17 protein-coding genes and 2 tRNA genes are annotated in these 16,793 nt (G+C 59.7%); 2 read left to right on the top strand and 17 right to left on the bottom strand.

Features of this window, described 5'->3' with window-relative positions:
• Positions 1 to 10: 10 nt before the first annotated feature.
• The 9 genes from HKX41_10100 to HKX41_10060 all read right to left on the bottom strand — a co-directional run bounded on the left by HKX41_10100 (position 11) and on the right by HKX41_10060 (position 7,110).
• Positions 11 to 469 carry a ribosome maturation factor RimP gene (locus HKX41_10100; protein NNC24492.1) on the bottom strand — a complete coding sequence of 153 codons (459 nt, stop codon included), beginning with the start codon at positions 467 to 469 and terminating at the stop codon, positions 11 to 13.
• A 58-nt stretch (positions 470 to 527) separates the two neighbouring features.
• A tRNA-Met gene (locus HKX41_10095) sits at positions 528 to 604 on the bottom strand.
• A 61-nt stretch (positions 605 to 665) separates the two neighbouring features.
• Positions 666 to 750 (bottom strand) — tRNA-Leu (locus HKX41_10090).
• 15 nt (positions 751 to 765) lie between these two features.
• A complete protein-coding gene (gene secG, locus HKX41_10085) occupies positions 766 to 1,290 on the bottom strand; it encodes a preprotein translocase subunit SecG (GenBank protein NNC24491.1) in 525 nt (174 codons plus the stop codon).
• 11 nt (positions 1,291 to 1,301) lie between these two features.
• Positions 1,302 to 2,081, bottom strand: coding sequence for a triose-phosphate isomerase (locus HKX41_10080; protein NNC24490.1), 780 nt, complete (start codon positions 2,079 to 2,081; stop codon positions 1,302 to 1,304).
• 66 nt (positions 2,082 to 2,147) lie between these two features.
• A complete protein-coding gene (gene glmM / locus HKX41_10075) occupies positions 2,148 to 3,524 on the bottom strand; it encodes a phosphoglucosamine mutase (GenBank protein NNC24489.1) in 1,377 nt (458 codons plus the stop codon).
• Positions 3,524 to 4,315 (bottom strand): dihydropteroate synthase, encoded by a 792-nt coding sequence (gene folP, locus HKX41_10070; GenBank protein ID NNC24488.1) that lies wholly within the window; start codon positions 4,313 to 4,315, stop codon positions 3,524 to 3,526. The genes glmM and folP overlap by 1 nt, the downstream gene beginning before the upstream one ends.
• A 123-nt stretch (positions 4,316 to 4,438) precedes the next feature.
• Positions 4,439 to 6,400 carry an ATP-dependent zinc metalloprotease FtsH gene (gene hflB, locus HKX41_10065; protein NNC24487.1) on the bottom strand — a complete coding sequence of 654 codons (1,962 nt, stop codon included), beginning with the start codon at positions 6,398 to 6,400 and terminating at the stop codon, positions 4,439 to 4,441.
• 68 nt (positions 6,401 to 6,468) lie between these two features.
• Positions 6,469 to 7,110, bottom strand: a complete 642-nt coding sequence (locus HKX41_10060) for an RlmE family RNA methyltransferase (protein ID NNC24486.1) — start codon at positions 7,108 to 7,110, stop codon at positions 6,469 to 6,471.
• 42 nt (positions 7,111 to 7,152) lie between these two features.
• On the opposite strand from HKX41_10060, the gene HKX41_10055 reads away from it, so the two are divergent.
• A complete protein-coding gene (locus tag HKX41_10055) occupies positions 7,153 to 7,452 on the top strand; it encodes a YhbY family RNA-binding protein (GenBank protein ID NNC24485.1) in 300 nt (99 codons plus the stop codon).
• Between the two features lie 32 nt (positions 7,453 to 7,484).
• On the opposite strand, the gene greA is transcribed toward HKX41_10055, so the two are convergent.
• Positions 7,485 to 7,967: a transcription elongation factor GreA gene (greA, locus tag HKX41_10050; GenBank protein NNC24484.1), complete on the bottom strand. Its 483-nt coding sequence runs from the start codon at positions 7,965 to 7,967 to the stop codon at positions 7,485 to 7,487.
• 136 nt (positions 7,968 to 8,103) lie between these two features.
• Positions 8,104 to 9,009, bottom strand: a complete 906-nt coding sequence (ubiA, locus tag HKX41_10045; GenBank protein ID NNC24483.1) for a 4-hydroxybenzoate octaprenyltransferase — start codon at positions 9,007 to 9,009, stop codon at positions 8,104 to 8,106.
• Positions 9,010 to 9,151: 142 nt separating this feature from the next.
• Here ubiA and HKX41_10040 point away from each other — a divergent pair, with 142 nt between their 5' ends.
• Positions 9,152 to 10,516: a glutamate--cysteine ligase gene (locus tag HKX41_10040; protein NNC24482.1), complete on the top strand. Its 1,365-nt coding sequence runs from the start codon at positions 9,152 to 9,154 to the stop codon at positions 10,514 to 10,516.
• A 45-nt stretch (positions 10,517 to 10,561) separates the two neighbouring features.
• Here HKX41_10040 and HKX41_10035 read toward each other — a convergent pair whose 3' ends face one another.
• The 6 genes from HKX41_10035 to ectA all read right to left on the bottom strand — a co-directional run bounded on the left by HKX41_10035 (position 10,562) and on the right by ectA (position 16,748).
• Positions 10,562 to 11,731 carry a cation transporter gene (locus HKX41_10035; GenBank protein ID NNC24481.1) on the bottom strand — a complete coding sequence of 390 codons (1,170 nt, stop codon included), beginning with the start codon at positions 11,729 to 11,731 and terminating at the stop codon, positions 10,562 to 10,564.
• Positions 11,732 to 11,783: 52 nt separating this feature from the next.
• Positions 11,784 to 12,509 carry an epoxyqueuosine reductase QueH gene (locus tag HKX41_10030; GenBank protein NNC24480.1) on the bottom strand — a complete coding sequence of 242 codons (726 nt, stop codon included), beginning with the start codon at positions 12,507 to 12,509 and terminating at the stop codon, positions 11,784 to 11,786.
• Positions 12,510 to 12,658: 149 nt separating this feature from the next.
• Entirely contained in the window at positions 12,659 to 14,149 is a 1,491-nt protein-coding gene (locus HKX41_10025) for a hypothetical protein (protein ID NNC24479.1), read from the bottom strand.
• A 300-nt stretch (positions 14,150 to 14,449) separates the two neighbouring features.
• Positions 14,450 to 14,839 carry an ectoine synthase gene (locus HKX41_10020; GenBank protein NNC24478.1) on the bottom strand — a complete coding sequence of 130 codons (390 nt, stop codon included), beginning with the start codon at positions 14,837 to 14,839 and terminating at the stop codon, positions 14,450 to 14,452.
• Positions 14,840 to 14,890: 51 nt separating this feature from the next.
• The gene (ectB, locus tag HKX41_10015; protein ID NNC24477.1) at positions 14,891 to 16,168 is read right to left on the bottom strand and encodes a diaminobutyrate--2-oxoglutarate transaminase; all 1,278 of its coding nucleotides are present in this window, start codon (positions 16,166 to 16,168) and stop codon (positions 14,891 to 14,893) included.
• 37 nt (positions 16,169 to 16,205) lie between these two features.
• On the bottom strand, positions 16,206 to 16,748 hold the full coding sequence (gene ectA, locus HKX41_10010; protein NNC24476.1) for a diaminobutyrate acetyltransferase: 543 nt from the start codon (positions 16,746 to 16,748) through the stop codon (positions 16,206 to 16,208).
• Positions 16,749 to 16,793: the final 45 nt, after the last annotated feature.

The following is a 16,793-nucleotide window of genomic DNA, read 5'->3' as shown; positions in this document are numbered from 1 at the left end:
GAAACGGGGATCAATGCGTCGAGCCGTCCGGCCAAACTTCCGGGTCTAGATACGCCTTGGCGATATTCGACAAGTCGATTTCGACGGTTTCGTCAGCCTCGGCAATCCCCAAACGCCCATCGTCGACGCTGCGAATCCAGCCACAGAACCGACGCTGCCCGCCCACAGGGCTAAAACATCGCACGCGCGCACGCTCACCAATAAACCGCTGAAAATGCAACCCGGTCACCAGCGGGCGTTCGACGCCCGGCGACGAAACCTCCAGCGCATAGTTGTACCCAGCGACGGTTAACGTCGCATCGATTTCGCGGCTGGCCTTTTCGCAGTCGTCGACGTCGATGCCGTTCTCGGCATCGATATAGACACGCAGCAAGTCAGACTGCCCGTCGGCACCAGGTTCCAGATGCCAAAGCTCGTAGCCGAGATCAGCCAGGACCGGCGCCAATTGCTTACTTAAATCCGTCGCCATGGAACACCGGCTCACAACGAAAAAAGCCCCGTGATCGGGGCTTTCTTCAACATCAAGTTGGTAGCGGGGGCAGGATTCGAACCTGCGACCTTCGGGTTATGAGCCCGACGAGCTGCCAGACTGCTCCACCCCGCACCCGATCGTTAGTAGTGTAACTTAGCGTCGCCCAATTAGCAACGAAAAATCAAGCAAAAATTGGTGCCGACGGCCGGACTCGAACCGGCACAGCTTGCGCTACTGCCTCCTCAAGACAGCGTGTCTACCAATTCCACCACGTCGGCGCATTGTATCACTACTTAATGGCCTTGGCCATTGTCATCTCCGCCTGACTGGCCCGCTTGGGTGTCTGACGGCGCATCGACGTCTGATTTGTCATCAGCCGGCGCTGGCGGCGCCGTCATTTTACCCGAATCGCCGCCCGATTCGCCACCCTCGCTTCCAGCGGCGGCCTCATCGTTTTTCTGCGACTCGTTTGACGAACCAGAGTTCGAGTTCTTGTCGCCTGAGTTGCTGCCATCCTTTTTCGTCTCGGCCGGATTGGCAGTCTGTGCCGGCAAGCTGCTGGTCACACTGGAACCACCCGTACTTCCGGCATTGACCAGATACGCCAACGTCAGACTCAGTGCAAAAAAGGCGATAGCCAAACCGGCTGTCGCCCGACTCATGAAATTAGCGCTGCCCTTGGCGCCGAAGACGGTGCCCGACGCACCGCTGCCGAAAGCCGCACCCGCATCGGCACCCTTGCCATGCTGGAGCAGTATCAGGCCAACTAAACTCAAAGCAACCACGACCTGCGTCGTGACCAGGATCGAATACAACATATAGGAGTCGGTCAGCCAGTTTTGTTTTGTTGCTCTGCCTCGACGCTAGCGGCTGCGATCGCGGCGAACGAATCATAATTGAGTGAAGCACCGCCAACCAGCGCGCCATCCACGTTGTCCTGGCGGAAAATGTCGGCCGCGTTATCCGGTTTGACACTACCGCCATAGATGATCCGGCAGCCGTCGGCCAGCTCGGAATTGTACGCGGCTACGCGGCCACGAATATGGCTGTGCGCCTCTTCGGCCTCTTCCGGCGTAGCAGTATCACCGGTCCCAATCGCCCATACCGGCTCGTAAGCCACTACCAGCGACGCCAACTCACGGCTCTCAAAAGAGGACAAAACCGCGTCGAGCTGAGCATCCACGACCTGCTGGAAATGACCCGCGTCGCGTTGCTGCTTGGTTTCGCCCACACATACAATCGGCCGCACCCCCGCTTCGAGTGCCGCGCCGACCTTAGCAACAATGTTTTGGTCGGTTTCGCCGTATTCACTACGCCGCTCGGAATGCCCCACAATGACGTCGCCCGCGCCAACATCGCCTAACATGCGCGCATTAACCGCACCGGTCAGTGCACCAGGATCCACGCGGTCGGCCACATCCTGACCACCCACGACAACCTGGCTGCCGGCGACCGCACGCGCCATACGCTCGATATAGACAAACGGCACGCAGACGCCGACTTCACACGGCAGTTGTTCGGCGCCTTTGAGCGCCGCCGCAAAATGATCGACCTCGGACGCACTGCCGTTCATTTTCCAGTTGCCGATAACCAGCGAGCCACGCTTCATGTCGGACCCCTTTGGATTGGAACTTGCGGATTCAGATGGCGGCGAACAGACACGCAAGTAGCATCTTCAGACGCCGTGCGCTGCTTGGCCGCGCACGCCCGCCGCTAGCTCGTTAGCCCACCAGTATACCTTATCCTGATCAGGACCTTCCACCATCACGCGCAACTTGTGCTCCGTGCCCGAGGCTCGCAGCAACACGCGACCGGCACCCTCGAACGCGGCTTCCGCGCGCTCGATGTCAGCCAACACCTGCGGATGCTGCATCAGTCGATCGGCCTCGCCCGGTGCGAGCTCGACGTTGACTAGCGCGTTTGGGTGGTGGACAAGACCGGCGGTCAAATCCGCCAGGCTGCGACCACAGCCAATCATGATGGCCAGTGTCTGTAACGCGGTGACCACTCCGTCGCCGGTCGTCGCACGATCCAAACACAGGACATGGCCGGAGGCCTCGCCACCGACCTCACCACCGTTGGCTTCGAGCCGTTCAAAAACATAGCGATCGCCCACTGGGGCCCGCTCAAAATCAATGCCAGCCCGCTCAAACGCCTGGACCACACCCAGATTGGTCATGACTGTTCCGACGACCGGGCCACGCAGAGCACCTCTGGCATGTCGAGCTGCGGCAATGACATAGAGCAGGTCATCACCGTCGATAACGCGACCGCAATGATCAATCATGATACAGCGATCACCATCGCCATCGAACGCGATGCCGACGTCGGCACCTTCATCGATTACCGCGCTCGCAAGCCCTTCAGGGTTTGTCGAGCCACACTCGCGGTTGATGTTTTGGCCGTCGGGCTCGGTGGCGATCTCTTTGACTTCGGCGTTTAGCTCCCGGAAAACCGAAGGCGCGACATGACACATCGCGCCATTAGCGCAGTCAACGACCAACTTCAGACCACGCAGGCCAGCCAGATCGAGACGCGCGGTGGATTTACAAAATTCGACATAACGTCCAGCCGCGCTATCCACGCGGCTGGCACGCCCGAGCTTACCCGAGGGCACGCAGGCTAACGGCTGGTCCAATGCCGCTGCGATACGGCTTTCAATCGCATCCGAAAGCTTCTGGCCACGCGGCGAGAAAAACTTAAATCCGTTGTCGTAATGAGGATTGTGCGAAGCACTGATGACCAACCCAGCCGCGGCGCGATAGGTGCGCGTAAGATGCGCGATACCAGGCGTGGGCAGCGTTCCCACGAGCAGCACATCCACGCCTGCGGCGGCGAATCCCGATTCGAGCGCCGATTCCAGCATGTCGCCCGACAAACGCGTGTCCTTACCGATCAACACACACGGCTGCATGTCATCGGTTGCGCCATAGTTTTCGGCGAGCAAGACACTGCCAGCCGCGAACCCAAGCCGAAGCGCAAAATCCGGCGTCATCGGCTCGCTACCGACACGCCCCCGGATACCGTCCGTACCGAAAATCGATTCGCCCATCAGCTCGACACGCTGTCACTGGCCAGCGCGTCGGCCAACTGACAAACCTGCACGGTCGCGCGCACGTCGTGTGCACGCACGATGGCCACCCCTTGCGATACAGCCCAAACAGCGCTGGCCAAACTGCCATTGACCCGCGCGTCGTGGCTGTCGTCGTCGAAGATGCGCGCAAACATCGACTTACGAGAGACCCCGAGCAGAATGGGCCGCCCCTTAACGCCAAACTGCGCAACCGATTGCAACATAGCTATATTGTGCGCACGCGTCTTACCGAAACCAAACCCTGGGTCCACACATAGGCGATCCGAGCGAACACCGGCCGCCACGCATTCGTCGACGCGCGCGGCCAGATAATCTGCAACGTCGGCGACGACGTCATCGTACTGCGGCGCCTGTTGCATGGAAACAGGCTCGCCTTGCATGTGACTGACACAGACCGCCAACTCGTGGCGCGCAACAGCGTCGATAGCGCCCGGCACACGTAGTCCGCGTACGTCATTAACCATATCGGCACCCAGCTCAGCCACCGCATCGATAACCGCGGGCTCGCTGGTGTCGACGGAAATGAAACAGTCGGTTGCCGGGCGAAGCTCACGCAGCACCGGCGCCAACCGTTCGATCTGTGTCGCGGCAGACATAGGCTCGGCGCCTGGCCGGGTCGATTCCGCGCCAATATCAATCACGCGGGCGCCTTCATTCTCCATGGCTAACGCCCGAGACACCGCGTTGGCGGGCTGATAATGCTGGCCGCCGTCCGAGAATGAGTCGGGGGTGACGTTCAACACCCCCATGACCGCCGCCCGGCCAAGATCAAGCCCGCGCTCGGCTGGGCCGGCCAGCCATGGTATGACCGATATTTCGGCACCCGACGGGCCAGAGACCACCGACCCGCCGGTTCGGTTGATTGCCACCAGTCAGTGGAGCCGGTGCCGATTCTGCGCGGGGCTTGGCACGTCTGAAGAGTCCGGTTTTGGCTCCGAAGCGCGCCCCCCGGCTTCAGCACCGGCACCGCCGCTGCCATTGCCACCATCGGACCCGGGATTGTCGATCCAGTCCTGTGGCGGCCCCGGATCCTCCTCGTTCATGATGCGATCGATCTGCTTGCGGTCGATGGTTTCGTATTTCATCAACGCATCGGCCATCAGATGCAGCTTGGGCATGCTGTTTTCCAGGATTTCCCGGGCACGCTCGTAGCACTCGTCGATAATCCGCCGCACTTCGACGTCGATGGCATGCGTGGTCTCGTCGGAGACCGTGTTCGACTGAGCCGCCGACTTACCGAGAAACGGCTGATCGTCATCATTGTGATACGTGATCGGCCCCATCCGTTCGGATAGCCCCCACTTGGTCACCATATTATTGGCGATCTCGGTGACACGCTCGATATCGTTGGAGGCGCCGGTGGTCACGGCTTCCTTGCCAAAGATGATCTCTTCGGCCAGGCGTCCACCGTAGAGCGAACAGATCTGGCTGATCAGCCGCTGGCGCGAATAGCTGTAGCGGTCTTCTTCCGGCAGAAACATGGTGACGCCCATCGCTTGCCCGCGCGGCACGATCGTGACCTTATGAACCGGGTCGTGCTGTGGCACCGACAAACCGATAATAGCGTGACCGGATTCGTGATAAGCCGTCAGCTTTTTCTCGTCCTCGGTCATGACCATGGACTTGCGCTCGGCGCCCATCAGGATCTTGTCTTTGGCCCGCTCGAAATCGTCCTGCGAGACTTTCTCATGGTCGGCACGCGCGGCGAACAGCGCGGCTTCATTGACCAGATTGGCCAGATCCGCACCGGAAAAGCCCGGCGTACCGCGTGCCAGAATCGACGTATTGACGCCGTTCTGAATGGGCACATCCTTCATGTGCACATTCAGGATCTGCTCGCGACCACGCACATCGGGCAGCGGCACCACCACCTGGCGGTCGAAGCGCCCGGGGCGCAGCAGTGCAGGATCGAGCACATCCGGGCGGTTGGTAGCCGCGATCACGATCACGCCTTCATTGCCCTCGAAACCATCCATCTCGACCAGCATCTGGTTGAGCGTCTGCTCGCGCTCGTCGTGGCCACCGCCCATACCAGCACCGCGCTGGCGGCCGACCGCGTCCAGTTCGTCAACAAAAATGATGCAGGGCGCCTGTTTTTTGGCCTGCTCAAACATGTCGCGCACTCGGGAGGCGCCCACGCCGACGAACATCTCGACGAAATCCGAACCGGAAATCGAGAAAAACGGCACGCCAGCCTCGCCCGCGATCGCGCGCGCGAGCATTGTCTTACCCGTTCCCGGCGAGCCGACCATCAGCACACCACGCGGAATCTGACCGCCAACGCGCTGAAATTTGGATGGCTCGGACAAGAACTCAACCAACTCCTGCACTTCGGTTTTGGCTTCTTCGACCCCGGCCACGTCCGCGAAGCGCATCTTCACGTCTTCCGGCGCCATTTGTTTGGCCTTGGATTTGCCGAACGACATGGCACCGCGGCCCCCGCCGCCGCCTTGCATCTGGCGCATGAAATAGATCCACACGCCAATCAGAAGCAGGAACGGGAACCAAGAAATGAGGATCTGCTTGAAAAACGACCCGCTGTCGGCCGGCTCACCAACGATTTCAACGTTGTGATCCATCAACGTGCCGATCATCGCTTCGTTATTGGTCTCGGGGCTGACCGTGGAAAACGAACGACCGGAGCTAAAGCTACCCTCGATATCCTTGCCGCTGATTTTGACCTGCGACACCTCGTTACTTTTGACTTTGGCCAAAAAGTTCGAATAGGCAATCTTGTTCCCGCTGGAGGTCGACGGCGCGAAGCTCGAGAACACGGTCATCAGCACCAGCGCGATGACAACCCAGAGCAGCAGATTCTTGGCAAGTTCGTTCAATCTAAAATCCCCGGCCGCTTACGCGACCGATGCAAAATCGTTGGACCGCATTGTAACGGCCCCGTCGTTCATACGTCCGACGATTCCTGACGGACACCACACCAACTACGGCCCACCAAATATACTTCGGCGCTTGCATCACGCGAAGCATCGGGCTTGCGGACCGTGACCTGTTTGAAACATCGCCGAGCCGAGCCGACGAGGGCGTCAAACCCGGCCCCCTGAAACACCTTGATAACCGCATTGCCGCCATCCGCCAGCACACGCTCACAATAATCCAGAGTCAACTCAGCGAGATCCATGATCGCCGCTTGATCGACCGATTTAACACCGGAGACATTGGGGGCCATATCCGAAAGTACAAGATCGGGGCGAGCATCGCCAAATGTCGCTAATAAGCGATGTAGCGTATCGTCGCTGGTAAAATCCCCACTCAGAATCTCGACACCGTCAATCGGCTCGATCGCCAGTCTGTCCAGCGCCAGCACTCGGGCCGAGGGCACTCGCCGCCGACAGTACTGACTCCAAGCGCCGGGCGCGGCCCCGAGGTCGACAACACAACCAACACCCGCGAGCAGATCATCACGCTCGTCGAGTTGCGCCAGCTTGTAGGCCGAGCGTGCGCGATACCCGTCAGTGTGCGCCTTCGCGACATAAGGATCGGCGCGTTGACGGTTCAGCCACGCGTTGTTGCCGCGTCGCTTAGACACTGCCTCTATACTCACCAAGCACAAATCTCATAGATCACGATAATGGCAAACGAACAACAACCCGATCGACGCGCATTGAAGCGCCGGGCCCACCATCTCAAACCCCTCGTTCGCGCCGGCGCCGCCGGCATGAGCGACGCGGTCGTCGCTGAACTGGACGCCACACTCAGCGCACACGAACTGGTCAAAATCCGCGTTGATGCACCCGACCGCGCGACGCGTCGGACATTAGTCGATGACGCCTGTGCGCGGGTCGATGCCGAATGCGTGCAGCGAATCGGCCATACCGCGACGCTCTATCGACCCAACCCGGACGAAACAGCGGATGACGATTCGCCGTAAAAGACTCTGGCGCCCGGTACAAAACACGGGGATCAGACGTACTTGACCGCCAGTATTTCCAACGTTCGCTGACCGCCCGGCACATCAACATCGACCACATCACCCTCGGATTTACCGATCAGTGCGCGGGCGATAGGTGTGGCGAATGATAAAAGGCCCGATTTGATATCGGCCTCATCCTCGCCAACGATCTGGTAAGCGAATTCGTCACCCGAATTCTCGTCAGCCAACTGGACGGTGGCGCCGAACACGATTCGATCGCCGGCCTGCTCGCCCGCCTGGACCACGTTGATGATCTGCGCCGAGGCGATTTTTCGTTCCAGGTCGGCGATCCGATCCTCGTTGAACCCTTGTTCTTCCTTGGCCGCATGGTATTCGGCGTTCTCTTTCAGATCGCCGTGCGCACGCGCTTCCTCGATGGCGGCCACGATACGCGGGCGCTCTGTCTGCTTGAGACGCTTCAATTCGGCGCGAAGGGCTTCCGCGCCCGATTCGGTTAATGGTGTCTTGTCCATAAAAACGCTTCAATCAAAAAGGCCGTCCAGCGCGGACGGCCGTTCCAAGGATCATTACTTGCAGATTACCAAAAGGCGACACAAGCGGTCGAGCCGCCCAAACCCGGGCCAACGCCCGGCAGCTGTGGCCAGCCTGTCACCCCAGCAACTGGGCGATGACGATGCCGGCGAATATGATGCCGCCCATCACATTATGTTGCATGAAGGCGCGAAAACAGGCCATGCGATCACGATGCCGCGTCAGCCACTGATGATAGACCGCCATGGCCGCGGCAACGGCGAGTCCGACATAGTATGCCGCGCCTAGCGCCACAACGACACCGACTGCGACCAGCAGGCCAAAAAAAATTACCTGAAACAATGCAATGAACGCGAGCTCGAAGCGTCCCCAAAGCACAGCCGTCGACTTCACACCGAGTTTGATGTCGTCGTCGCGGTCGACTATGGCATAGAAGCTATCGTAGATCAGCGCCCAGACCAGGGTTGCGGCGAAAAGTATCCAACCGCTTAGCGGCACGGTTCCAATCACAGCAGTGTACGCCATCGGCACGGCCCAGCCGAAAGCCAGGCCCAGAAACGCCTGCGGCCAAAACGTCAGGCGCTTGGTGAACGGATACAACATCGCCAGCCCGACGGCCACGAGCGACATCACAATGGTGACGGCATTCAACGTCAGCACCAACGCAAACGCCAACACACAGAGCACACCACAAAGCACGAGCGCTTCGCCTGGCGTCACTTCACCAGTCGCAATCGGACGTTCGCGGGTTCGTTTAACGCCGCCATCGATTCGGCGATCGGCAAAATCGTTGACCACGCAACCCGCCGAGCGCATCAAGATCGCGCCGATTACGAACACGGTCAGTATCCACGCACTGGGCAGACCATCGGCGGCCAACCACAGAGCCCAAAGCATGGGCCAACCAACCAATAAAATACCGATGGGCTTATTCAAACGGGTCAGCCGCAGATAGCGGTCTGCGATGGATGCGAGCGTCGACATACGACCATTGTGGCTCAAGTCTCGCGTGCTAGCCATCATGTTTGTCGCCATACTGGCGTCGACATAAAGTTTGACCGCTAGCGGCGTCCAGATGAATCGCTTGAATCAACGCGCGTCGCTATCATCTAGAGCGTATTGCGATGCGCGTATAGCTGTCGTCGCTTAACATCTGGAGTTCGCCATGTCCGCACCCTCAAAATCTGGTGGCGCACCGATAAGTGACCGGCGCCAGCTCATCAATTACTTCGAAGAGGGCTGCAAACCACCAAGCCGCTGGCGCCTGGGCACCGAACACGAGAAGTTCGTGTTCGACCGCGACAGCCTCCAACCACTGCCGTTCTACGGTCAGCGCAGCATCAGCGCCTTCCTGCAGCGACTCACCGAGTACGGCTGGACGCCGATGTTCGAGGGTGATGACGTCGTCGCGCTCGAGTCCGGTGGCTGCCACATTACGCTGGAGCCCGGCGGACAACTGGAGCTGGCCGGTGCGCCACTGGAGTCGATCCATGAGGCATGCAACGAGGTCAACGCCCATCTCGATCAAGCCAAAGCGGTCGGCGACGAGCTCGGCGCCGGCCTGATCGGCCTCGGTTTCCAACCCAAATGGGCACGCGATGAGTGTCCATGGATGCCGCGCGAACGCTACAAAATCATGGGCGATTACATGCCGAAAGTCGGCTCGCTAGGCCTCGACATGATGCTCCGAACCTCGACGGTCCAGGTCAATATCGACTATGGCTCGGAAGCCGACATGATCAAGAAATTCCGAGTCGGTCTAGCGCTGCAGCCGATCGCAACGGCCCTGTTCGCGAATTCGCCATTCACCGAGGGCCGACCCAATGGTTACAAGAGTTATCGCAGCCATATCTGGACCGATACCGATCCGGACCGCTCTGGCATGCTCGACTGGGTCTTCGAGTCGAACATGGGCTTCGAAAGCTATGTCGACTACGCGCTCGATGTGCCGATGTATTTCGTCTTTCGCGACGGGCAATATCTCGATGCGGCCGGGCAATCGTTTCGTGACTTCCTGGCCGGCAAACTACCCGCGCTGCCTGGTGAATATCCCACGTTATCGGATTGGGATGATCATCTGACCACCCTGTTTCCGGAAGTGCGATTGAAGCGTTTCATGGAAATGCGCGGTGCCGATGGCGGCCCGTGGGGACGGCTGTGTGCGCTGCCGGCTTTATGGGCGGGCTTGTGTTACGACAGCCAGGCGCTCGACGAAGCCTGGCAGTTGTGCCGCGACTTCACGCGCGACGAACGCCACTATCTGCGCGAGCGTGCCGCAGTCGACGGTCTCGCCGCATCATTCCGCGGGCGACCATTGGCTGCGACCGCCCGCGAGGTATTGGCGATCGCCCGCCGCGGGCTCGAGCGCCGGGCCCGCCTCGATTCATTCGAACGCGACGAAACCCAGTTCCTGAAACAACTGGAGGCCATCGCCGACAGCGAGACAACGGCCGCGGATGACCTGCTATCGCTCTATCACGGGCGCTGGCGCGAATCGGTCGATCCAGTGTTTACCGAATTCGCTTATTGATAAGGCGCGGGCCTTCGGCGGCCCGTGAGCGACTCAATACGTTGGTCATGCACCGTGCATAGCACGGGCGCATCGGACGTAATAGAGGCGCACGCCGGCAACGGTCGTTAGGTCGGCCAGTGCCCGGTCGAACGCGGCCTGATGCGTGGCGTCTTCACTCGCGAGTTCGAGCGGCAGCACCAAATCAACCCATATCGCGTCTTCGACATAGTGCAGCACGACGCGCTCGATCCGTTGCGCAATGTCGACAACGGCCCAGCGCGTCCGCAGCGTCGGTAATATTTCCTCGCGCAACGGCAGGCCATGCGCAGCCGGCTTATCGGCCTGACCGTCGGGCTCGATGTGAACGCAAACGTCGGCGATCTCGTCGATCGCACCAATCAATTCGGCGCTGATACGCTCACTGATGCGGTGTGCCTCGGTTAGGCTCAGATACGGATCAACCAGCACGCCGACGTCGGCAAACGCATCGTGACCGCCCATGACGCGCGTTCGCAGCCGGCGCATCCGGTACACGCCCGGCACAGCCATGATCCGCTCGCGCACGGCACGCACCCGGTCCGGCGTAAGCCCTGCATCGGTTAACTCACGAAAACTTTGCCAACCGTAGCGTGCGCCAATTATCGCCAGCATGAGCGCGATCGCGATCGTTGCAAGGCCATCGCCGATGGGCACACCCAGCATGGATCCAATGATGCCGGCGATGGCGGCAATCGATGACAGCGCATCGCTACGATGGTGCCAAGCGTTGGCACGTAGCAGCGGCGACTGCGTCCGTCGCGCGATGGCCAAGGTATACCAGAAAAGCGCTTCTTTGAACGCCAGCGACGCCAGCGCCACCGCGAGTGCTAAAACCGTCGGTGCTGCCCCACTTGCATCACCCCGGATGACATCCAACCCGCCGCCATAGGCGAGGCTACCGGCCGTAATCAACAAAAACAGCGCCACACCACCGGTTGCCGCTGTCTCAATGCGCGCGTGGCCGTACGGATGGTCGGCGTCGGCGTTGCGGCTAGCGACACGGACCGAGGTAAAAACCAGCGCATCACCGATCAGATCGGCAGCCGAATGGATACCGTCGGCCAACAACGCCTGTGAGTGACCGAAAATCCCGGCCAGGATCTTGATCGCCGCCAGCGGCAAATTGAGAATCGCCCCCAGCAGCGTCACCCGCGTTTTATCGCCCACGCCTGCGGCCGGCTCGGTAGCGCTCATCTCACTTTGCCGACACAAACAACGACGTTAAGCGCGCTACGCAACAGCTCGATCAATCGGTTGATTCGGTATCACGCGCCGGGTATTCACCGCGGCCATCGCCACCTGTAATCGCCTCGCGGCCATAAAACTTGACCCCTTTTTGCACGCGCGGTCGCCCCTGCGAACGGCGATGACGATTGGTGTCCCGCAGGCTGTAGACACAGCCACAATATTCCTGCTGGTAGAACGATTCGCGCTTGGCAATCTCAATCATGCGCTGTGAACCGCCCTTCTTGCGCCAGTTGATCGTCCAGTAGGTGACGTCGTCATAACGCGAGGCCGCGCGCACGCCGCAATCATTGATTTGTTCCATATTCTTCCAACGCGAAATACCGAGCGTCGACGAAATCACGCCAAATCCATGCTTTGCTGCGTAAGCCGCGGTGCGCTCGAAACGCACGTCGAAACACACCGTGCAGCGTTTGCCACGTTCAGGCTCGTCTTCTAGCCCCTTGATGCGATCGAACCAATGCTCGGTGTCATAATCGCCGTCGATATGCGGCACGCCGAGTTTGTCGCAGAAACGCTTATCCTCGTCCTTGCGCATTTCGTACTCGGCGGCTGGGTGAATATTGGGGTTATAGAAATACACCGTCGTATCAATACCAGCAGCTGTCACCGCTTCGAGGATCTCACCGCCGCACGGTGCGCAGCATGAGTGCAGTAACAACTTTGCGCCCGGCTCCGGCGTTTCCAGCACAGGGCGGGTGTAATCATCAAGGCTGTAATGGTTCATAACACGACTATCCGATACCGAAGATTCATATCGTACAAGCTAGCTCGCAATACGGCCCGCGGCCACCGGTTGCCGGCATTGTGAGCATGTCCATCGTCGATGGCGCTACGGATTAAGATGGCCGGCGTGAGCGCCCAGATTTTAAAGACTCAACCGCTAACGTTTACTTGCTCGCGTGGCGCGGCCTGATCGGCCACGATCGACCCGCCATACAGATCAATCCGTCGTTCGCGGCATCCGCGTAGTGAACGGACATCGATCGGCATGACACCGCGCCGCCCGGCCCGATCATGAGTGCGCCCAGCAAACACCCAGCCGCTGCTGTCAGCCGGGGTCGCCTGCTCGAGCTCCTGACCAAACACGACTTCGTTGACACAGCGCAATCGATGTATCGCCATCGACGTGGTCGCTCCAAGGACTGACACGGGCGTCGTAATCGTTGCCGCTCGCTCGATCAAGGTTTTCACATCGGCGGCGGAACCGCCGGCACACGACTGCCTTTCAAGCTGGGCCGGCTCGATCAGAATACCGCCCAGACGAAATACGGAACGTTTTCGGCAGACATCCACGATCGTTTGGATTTGCTGGATCGCCGCATCACAGGATTGTGCGCCACTATCGGTCACGCGCGCCCAAACCACGAGCGAGCGCCGGCAATCTTGCAGTGCGTGCTCCAACGCTGCGAGATCGGCCGAATGCGACACGGCGACGGCCACGCGTCGCGTTTCAGCCGCCAGCATCGCCATTTGTGCCGCTTCTTTGGACTCGATAGTAGGCGGTGCAATCAGCGCATCGTCAAACCCCCGGTTATTGACCCAATCCTTCGCCGTACCGACGCAGTCAAACAACACTGCATTGATCCGGACATCGCTTCGCCAGATGCGACGTGCAAGGGCAGCATCACCCAGCACGCGTGCATCGAAGCGCAAAGGTTTCGATGGCAAGCGACGCAATGTAGAGCGCAGACAGGCCGATAGCGTATCCAGATCGATAACGACCGCCGGGTCGGTATACGCGCTCAGTGCTTTCGCATAATAGTCGGCGGCACAAAGTGTTGACCGCCACGACGCAGTGGCCGGCGATAACAAGCCCCAGAGCGCATGCTCGATACGATCTCTAAGCACGCCGCCGGCCGCCCAATCGCGCCCAGCCGCTGATAAGGGCTGGCCAATTCGTACCGTAATCCGTCCACATCGGAGCCGTCGACCGCCGGACGGCAGCACGTTATCGCTCCCCTGGATAGCCACCGGCACAACCGGTAATCCGGCACGCGCCGCGATTAAAAACGCACCATCGCGCAGGGGAAGCAGGCCATGATCCGGCGACAGCGTCCCCTCGGCAAATACCGCGGGCGACACGCCACCCCGAACGCGGCGAATGACACGCAGCGTATCGAGGCCAGCCTCTCTCGCCGGCGTACGACGAACGTAGAGCGAGCCCGCGCGCGCCATCACCCGCCCCAAAACCGGGATTTGACGCACAGCGTCCTTAATCATGGGGGAAAAGCCAGCTGGCAGCGCACAGATCAATGCGAGGCCGTCGAAATAACTTCGATGATTGGCCACCACGACGCAAGGTCCCGGCGGCAAGTTGTCACGACCTTCCACTCGCAAACCGATACCGGCCAGGCGAACCACCATCAGCGTGCCGAACCGCGCAACCGCCCGGCGGCGATCGGCGCCAGGGATCAGTAGCAGGAGTGGCCACGTGATCAGATTACAGGCAAGTACAACCAGCGCAGCGTAAGTGCTAAATGCCCAACTTGCGCACGACTGAACGCTTCGGCGCAACGCGTCGATCACCAATTTTCGGAACTCTTATTTATCTTGATGCTCGGCGGCTTCTTGTAACCGATCCGATTGACAGCCTGGCCACAACGCCTGGCCGAAACGTTGCGATCTCCTCGCTCCCGGGGCGGGCTAAATATGCTGCTGCGTCAACTATTCCGTATCCGGCAGGTAGCTGCCATCTTCGTCGTGCATTTCCCGGCCGGTACACGGCGGATTGAAGACACAGACGAGTTTGAGCTCGCTACTTGCTTTGAGCGTGTGGCGATCGTGCTCATCGAGTGCGTACACGGTACCGGGAGAAATCTGAAACTCCTCGCCGGTATCACGATTAACGATCGAACCTTCGCCCTGATAACAAAACACCGCCTCCAGGTGGTACTTGTACCACATATCGCACTCGAGGCCCGGCGGGAATGTCGTTTCGTGGAACGAGTACCCCATGCCGTCGGACTTCAGAAGCCAACGAACACTGGTCCAACCATCGGGGCTTATGACTTCGCGGTCCGTGCCACGCAATTCTTCGGTTCGTATAATTTTCATGGACGACTCCTTAGGTGATCAGTTCGGCGGTTATCGGACCGGGTGTGTGCATCAAGCGGCTGTACCGGCAAGCCCATGCTGACGCCCGACATATTTGACGGCGTCTTCGAGGATATCCAGCCCCGCATCGAGATCGGCATCGGGCGTGATCAATGGCGGCATCACCTTGACGACGCGATCATCCTCGCCGGTCGTCTCCAGGATCAGGCCACGCTCAAAGCAGGCAGCCGAAATCTCGTTGCCGAGTTCCGGGCGCTCGCAGTCCATACCGATAAAAAGCCCCTGACCACGAATCGTGGCGTTGAATCCGTCCACGCGATCAATCATGGAACGCATGCGCTCTCGGGCATGCTCGCCTTTTCGAAGCGTTTCCTGATGGAGCGTATCGTCGCGCCAATAGGTCTCCAGCGCAGCGACTGCAGTGACAAACGCATGGTTGTTGCCACGGAATGTGCCGGTATGCTCGCCGGCATCCCATTCGTCGATCTCGGGCCGGATCAAAACGAGCGACATCGGCAGGCCATAACCCGATACCGATTTGGCCATCGTAATCATGTCCGGCTTGATGCCCGACGGCTCAAAGGCGAAAAACGGGCCAGTCCGACCAACACCGGCTTGTATTTCATCCAGGATTAGCAAAATATCGTGGTCGCGACAGAGGCGCTCGATCTCTTTGAGCCAATCATAGTCGGCGACATGGATCCCGCCCTCGCCTTGCACGGCTTCGACAATCATCGCCGCCGGTTTGTCCATGCCCGAAAACGGATCGGTCAACATGCGCTCGATATAGGCGATCGACTGCTGCGGGTCGTCGTAGAAATCGCTATAGGGCACGACCGTGCTGTCCGCAATATCCACGCCAGCGCTTTCACGAATCGCAGCGTTGGCGGTTACGGTCATAGCCCCGAGCGTCATGCCGTGGAACCCATGCGTGAAGTGCATGATCTGGCTGCGGCCGGTGACTTTGCGAGCGAGTTTTAGCGCGGCTTCGACAGCGTTGGTACCGGTCGGCCCCGGGAACTGAAGCTTATAGTTCATATCCCGCGGCTTCATCACGATTTCGTCGAACGCCTCCAGAAACCGTTGCTTGGCGGCCGTCGCCGTATCGAGGCCGTGGGTCACGCCGTCCGACTCGATGTAATCGATCAACGCTTTTTTCATGGCCTCATCGTTGTGGCCATAATTGAGCGCGCCCGCGCCGCCAAAGAAGTCGATATATTCACGCGCGTTTTCGTCGGTCTGTCGATTGCCCTTGGCCGTGGAAAACACGGTCGGAAATGAACGGACGTAACCGCGGACTTCGGATTCGAGACGCTCGATCGTCTGCATATTTAACTCCTGGGCCTGTAGCCCGTCTGGGCGCGCGCTATAGGTTCTGCGCGCGGATTACGGTGGTGTCGAAAGGCCCAATACGAAACAGATGCTCGGCGGCCTGTTCGTTTTCGAACATCTCGGCTGAGAACAGCTCTTGTACGTCGCAGTTAGCGTTGATGCGCTCAGCCAATCGCCGGAACAGGGTTTTCGACGCGTCATTATTGGTCGCGATAGTCGTATCGAGATAACGCACGTCTTCGCAGATTGGCCGCGTCAGGATGTCGAACAACATGCGCGTGGCCAGGCCTTGGCCACGGCCCGCCTCGGCGACCCCTACCTGCCACACGAACAGCGTTTCCGGCAACGAATGTGGCCGATACGCCGATACGAAACCGACCGGCTCACCTTCGATTTCGGCGAGCACACTGGTATGCGCGTGATGCTCACCAATCAGCATGTAGGCGTAAGCCGAGTTAACATCCAGAACGCCGGTACCGCGCACTAGCCGGATCAGATCGGCGCCATCTTCTTTCTCGGGGCACCGGAAACTGATCGGCTTAGCGTCGACCGCCGGTGCGTCTTCATCAAGACTCATACCGTGATTATAGCGGGATCGCGCAAGCTATGCCGCGCCGCCCTA

This window comes from Salifodinibacter halophilus (assembly GCA_012999515.1).
Classification (GTDB): domain Bacteria; phylum Pseudomonadota; class Gammaproteobacteria; order Nevskiales; family Salinisphaeraceae; genus Salifodinibacter; species Salifodinibacter halophilus.
Note: the sequence above shows the minus strand (reverse complement) of the source record. Positions and strands in the feature narration are given on the sequence as shown.

Bases quoted from the DNA above. Each gene is read 5' to 3' on its own strand.
- HKX41_10035 (NNC24481.1), bottom strand. From the start codon at position 11,731: ATGAGCGCTACCGAGCCGGCCGCAGGCGTGGGCGATAAAACGCGGGTG.
- glmM (NNC24489.1), bottom strand. From the start codon at position 3,524: ATGGGCGAATCGATTTTCGGTACGGACGGTATCCGGGGGCGTGTCGGT.
- ectA (NNC24476.1), bottom strand. From the start codon at position 16,748: ATGAGTCTTGATGAAGACGCACCGGCGGTCGACGCTAAGCCGATCAGT.
- HKX41_10055 (NNC24485.1), top strand. From the start codon at position 7,153: ATGGCAAACGAACAACAACCCGATCGACGCGCATTGAAGCGCCGGGCC.
- HKX41_10030 (NNC24480.1), bottom strand. From the start codon at position 12,509: ATGAACCATTACAGCCTTGATGATTACACCCGCCCTGTGCTGGAAACG.
- HKX41_10020 (NNC24478.1), bottom strand. From the start codon at position 14,839: ATGAAAATTATACGAACCGAAGAATTGCGTGGCACGGACCGCGAAGTC.
- ubiA (NNC24483.1), bottom strand. From the start codon at position 9,009: ATGATGGCTAGCACGCGAGACTTGAGCCACAATGGTCGTATGTCGACG.
- HKX41_10040 (NNC24482.1), top strand. From the start codon at position 9,152: ATGTCCGCACCCTCAAAATCTGGTGGCGCACCGATAAGTGACCGGCGC.
- HKX41_10080 (NNC24490.1), bottom strand. From the start codon at position 2,081: ATGAAGCGTGGCTCGCTGGTTATCGGCAACTGGAAAATGAACGGCAGT.
- HKX41_10025 (NNC24479.1), bottom strand. From the start codon at position 14,149: ATGGTGGTTCGCCTGGCCGGTATCGGTTTGCGAGTGGAAGGTCGTGAC.
- folP (NNC24488.1), bottom strand. From the start codon at position 4,315: ATGGGGGTGTTGAACGTCACCCCCGACTCATTCTCGGACGGCGGCCAG.
- secG (NNC24491.1), bottom strand. From the start codon at position 1,290: ATGTTGTATTCGATCCTGGTCACGACGCAGGTCGTGGTTGCTTTGAGT.
- greA (NNC24484.1), bottom strand. From the start codon at position 7,967: ATGGACAAGACACCATTAACCGAATCGGGCGCGGAAGCCCTTCGCGCC.
- HKX41_10100 (NNC24492.1), bottom strand. From the start codon at position 469: ATGGCGACGGATTTAAGTAAGCAATTGGCGCCGGTCCTGGCTGATCTC.
- ectB (NNC24477.1), bottom strand. From the start codon at position 16,168: ATGCAGACGATCGAGCGTCTCGAATCCGAAGTCCGCGGTTACGTCCGT.